Below are 4,192 nucleotides of genomic sequence, written 5' to 3' on the forward strand. Positions count from 1 at the left end.
CCCCCGACGACTCCCCCGCTGTCCCAGCCCGCCCCGTCCTTCCTCCGTCGCGAGGTCGTGTCATGAGAGTGATGAAGTTCGGCGGCACGAGCGTGGGCGGCGCGGAGCAGCTGCGCCGCGTGGTGGACCTGGTGGCGGCGGCGCGGAAGGAGACCCGGGTGATGGTGGTCGCCTCGGCCGTGTCCGGCATCACGAATCTCCTGGTGGACGCGGCGCGCGTGGCGTGTGAGGGCGGCGCGGTGGACGCGCTGCGCTCGCGCTTCGAGGACGTGCACGCCGGCATCGTCCGCGAGCTGGCCGGGGAGCTGGGGGCCTCGCGCCAGCGCCCCGTGGAAGAGGGGCTCGCGGCGCTCGCGTCGGAGCTGCGCGGCCTCCTGCAGGGCGTGGGGCTCCTGCGCGAGTGCTCGCCCTCCGTGCTCGCCCTCCTGTCCGGCCTCGGCGAGCGCGCCGCGTGCCTCATCCTGGGCGCGCTGATGCGGTCGCGCGGGCTGGAGCCCCACCTCGTCGACCCGCGCGAGGTCATCATCTGCGCGGGGGACCCGCTCCAGGCCACGCCGCTGATGGACGAGTGCCGCAAGCGCTTCGCCCCGCTGCGCGACGGTGGCCCGGGGCTGATGCTGATGCCGGGCTTCTTCGGCGGTGACGGTCGGGGCAAGACGCTGTCGCTGGGGCGCGGGGGCTCGGACTACTCCGCGGCGCTGGCGGCGGCGGCGCTGGACGCGGCGCTGCTGGATATCTGGACGGACGTGGACGGCATCTTCAGCGCGGACCCGCGGCTCGTCCCCGAAGCCTTCCCGCTGCCGGAGGTGAGCTTCGAGGAGGCCATGGAGCTGGCCTACTTCGGCGCCAAGGTGCTGCACCCGAAGACCATCGCCCCGGCGCGCGAGCGCGGCATCCCCGTCAGCGTCCGCAACAGCTTCCGCCCCGAGCACCCGGGCACCCGCGTGACGGCCACCGCCGCCCCGCCCGAGCACCCGGTGCGCGGCCTCTCCTTCCTGCGCGACATCGCCCTCATCAACATCGCGGGCGCGGGGCTCAAGGGCGTCCCCGGCACCGCCGCCCGCGTGTTCGAGGCCATGGCCCACACGGGCATCTCCGTGGTGCTCATCACCCAGGGCTCCAGCGAGTGCTCCATCAGCTTCTGCGTGCAGCAGGCCGAGGCGGAACGCGCCGTGGCCGCGCTGGAGGTCGCCTTCGAGGTGGAACTCGAGGCCGGCAAGGTGGACACCATCGAGCGGCAGGCCGGCCTCGCCATCCTCAGCATCGTCGGCGACGGGATGCGGCACCGCGTGGGCGTGGCGGGCACGTTCTTCAGCGCCCTGGCGGACGTGGGCTGCAGCATCGCCGCCATTGCCCAGGGCTCCAGCGAGCGCAGCATCTCCGCCGTCATCTCCGAGGCCGACGGCCCGCGCGCCATGGCGCACGTGCACGGCCAGTACTTCGGCACCACGGAGGTGGTGGAGTTGCTGCTGGCCGGCGTGGGCAGCGTGGGCGGCGAGCTGCTGCGCCAGGTGCAGCAGCAGGCCCCCAAGCTGCGTGCGCACGGCGTGGACCTGCGCGTGTGCGCCATCGCCAACAGCCGCCACTGCGTCGTCGCCAGCGAGGGACTCTCCCTGGACGGCTGGAAGGAGCGACTCGACGCGGGCGGTGATGGCCCGGCGATGGAGACGTTCCGGGACTGGGCCCGCGCCAAGCGTCCCGGGCGCCCCATCTTCGTGGACTGCACCAGCAGCGAGAACATCGCGCTCGCCTACCCGTCGCTGATGGAGGCCGGCCTCCATGTGGTGACGGCCAACAAGAAGGCCAACGCCGGCCGGTGGAACCACTGGCGCGCGCTGCGCGAGACGGCGTCCCGGCACCAGCGCCGCTTCCTCTACGAGACGAACGTGGGCGCGGCGCTGCCCGTCATCGACACGCTGAAGAACATGCTGCGCACCGGAGACCGCGTGCTGCGCATCGAGGGCATCCTCTCGGGCTCGCTGTCGTTCATCCTCGGCCTCGTCGAGGAGGGCGTGCCGCTGTCGAAGGCGGTGGGCACGGCCATGGAGCGGCGCTTCACGGAGCCGGACCCGCGCGACGACCTGCACGGCACGGACGTGGCGCGCAAGGTGCTCATCCTCGCCCGCGAGCTGGGACGCACGGACGAGCTGGAGGGCGTGGCGCTGGACTCGCTCCTCCCGTCGGACTTCGATGCAACGGGCCCGCTCGACGACTTCCTCGCGCGCCTGCCCCAGGTGGACGCGGGCTTCCAGCGCCGCGTGGACGCGCTCCGCGCCGAGGGCAAGGTGCTGCGCTACGTGGGCAGCGTCACCCCGGAGGGGTGCTCCGTGGGCCTCATGCCCGTGCCGCTGGCCCACCCGCTGGCGGCGGTGAAGGGCGGAGAAAACGCGCTCAGCTTCCTCTCGGAGCGCTACAGCCCTACGCCCATGGTGATTCGCGGCTACGGCGCGGGCGCGGCGGTGACGGCCTCCGGCGTCCTCGCCGACGTGCTCCGGCTCGTGGAAGGCCCCCTGCCCTGACGGCCGCGGGAGTCCCACGCCCGCGCCACCACGAGGCCCGTACCTCGCCTCGTGGTGGCACCTCGGCCCTGGAGGGCGCCTCGCTCCCTGACGCTACCGCCGCGCGGCTCCACCACGCGGCCCCCTCGCGGTGGAGCTGTGGCCCCGAAGGGCGCCTCGCCCCCTGACGCTACCGCCGCGCGGCTCCCTTCGCCTCGCGCTGGGGCCGCGGCCCCGAAGGACCCCTCGCTCCCGGGCGCTACCGCCGCGCGGCCTGCTTGCGGCGGTGGCGCCCCAGCGCCAGCAGCGGCACGCTCAGGAGCGCCGCCAGCGCCTGCCCTCCTCCGCAGCCCGCCGATGCCTCCTCGGGGGCGGACTCCAGCGCGGCCACGACGTTCCTGACCGCCGACTCGGGCCCGTCCAGGACCACCGCCAGCGGCGATTCGTCGGTGGCGTCGGTGTCCTCGGCGGCGGCGACTTTCTCGCCTCCGGCCGCGTTCGCCTTGTTGCTGGAAGGCGCGAAGACGACCACCAGCCGGTCCGAGCCGTGCCGGGGCTCCAGCCCGAAGAGACAAGGCACCCGCGCGCCGGAGGGCATCACACCCACGGCGGCGGGGTAGCCGGCGAAGCCGGAGATGGAGGCCAGCTCGCGCACCGAGCCCAGGCTTCCGCCGCTCAGCCGGCGCACCACCAGGTCATAGCCCCGGCCGTCGCGGTGGGGGCGGTTGTAGAAGATGTGCACCGTGCTTCCCACGCGGGTGATTGCCGGCTGCAGGGCCCAGTCGCCCCGCTCGTGCACCACCCGCGCCGAGCCGAAGCGGCGGCCGTCGAAGCGCCGGTACATGAGCCGCTCCGAGTTGTCCTTGTAGACCAGGTGCATGCCACCGCGGCCGTCCGCCACCGCGCTGAGCGCGGCGCCGTGGTAGATGCCCTCGGGGAAGGCGGTGCGCACGGGCGACCACGAGGACAGCGGCGCGCCGTCGTCGCGCACCCGGAAGCGCGCGGCCATGCCCCCGGAGTGCGAGCCGTACACCATGACGAGCTTGCCTCCCAGGTGCAGCAGCCGCCCGCCGCCCCGCTTCGAGATGCCGCGGTCCAGCGCCGGCTGCTCGCGGAAGGTGGAGCCACCATCGGTGCTGACGGAGATGACGAGGGTGGACTTCCCATCCGGCTCGCGCCGGAAGGCCTGCACCCACAGCCGGCCCCGCGAGTCACGCGCCAGCTCGGCCCGGTAGTACGCCGTGCGGGAGCTGCGCGAGTCGAACACCTTGAGCGCCCTCCCAGGCGCCCACCGGTCCGAGGAGGCCTGGTAGCGCCACCACTGGAAGTACACGTCGCGCGACGGTGAGCCGCTGATGCCCTGGCCGTCCGGCGTCTCCACCGAGTACACCAGCGCCACGTCCCGTCCCACCGCCACCACGTCCGCGCGATCCTGCTTCGCGTCCTCCTGGATGGGGCCCTCGTACTTCCAGGAGCGTCCACCGTCCTCGCTCCGGTACATCCCCAGGCCCCGGCCTCCGCTGCCTCCTCGCTGCACCGCCAGCAGGAGCACCGCGCCGCGCCCGTTGCCACGTTCGACGCGCACCAGGTGCCGGTGCGCCGGAAGCGTCAGGGCATTGCCGGCCTCCACCGGCAGCGCGCTCGGCGGGGCCGCGGCCGCGAGGCTCACGACGATTCCCGCCCACAGTGCCCAC

At 74.0% G+C, this 4,192-nt stretch carries 1 protein-coding gene and 1 pseudogene; one reads left to right on the forward strand and one right to left on the reverse strand.

Annotation, left to right across the window (positions count from 1 at the left end):
- Positions 1-62: 62 nt before the first annotated feature.
- On the forward strand, positions 63-2,519 hold the full coding sequence (gene thrA / locus HG543_RS51960) for a bifunctional aspartate kinase/homoserine dehydrogenase I (protein ID WP_169352416.1): 2,457 nt from the start codon (positions 63-65) through the stop codon (positions 2,517-2,519).
- A 238-nt stretch (positions 2,520-2,757) separates the two neighbouring features.
- Here the strand turns inward: thrA and HG543_RS51965 are convergent.
- Positions 2,758-4,192 (reverse strand): annotated as a pseudogene (locus HG543_RS51965) (hypothetical protein); the annotation flags it as partial.

This window comes from Pyxidicoccus fallax, assembly GCF_012933655.1.
GTDB lineage: Bacteria > Myxococcota > Myxococcia > Myxococcales > Myxococcaceae > Myxococcus > Myxococcus fallax.

Excerpts from the sequence above, each read along its gene's own strand:
- thrA (WP_169352416.1), top strand. The coding sequence starts at position 63 with ATGAGAGTGATGAAGTTCGGCGGCACGAGCGTGGGCGGCGCGGAGCAG.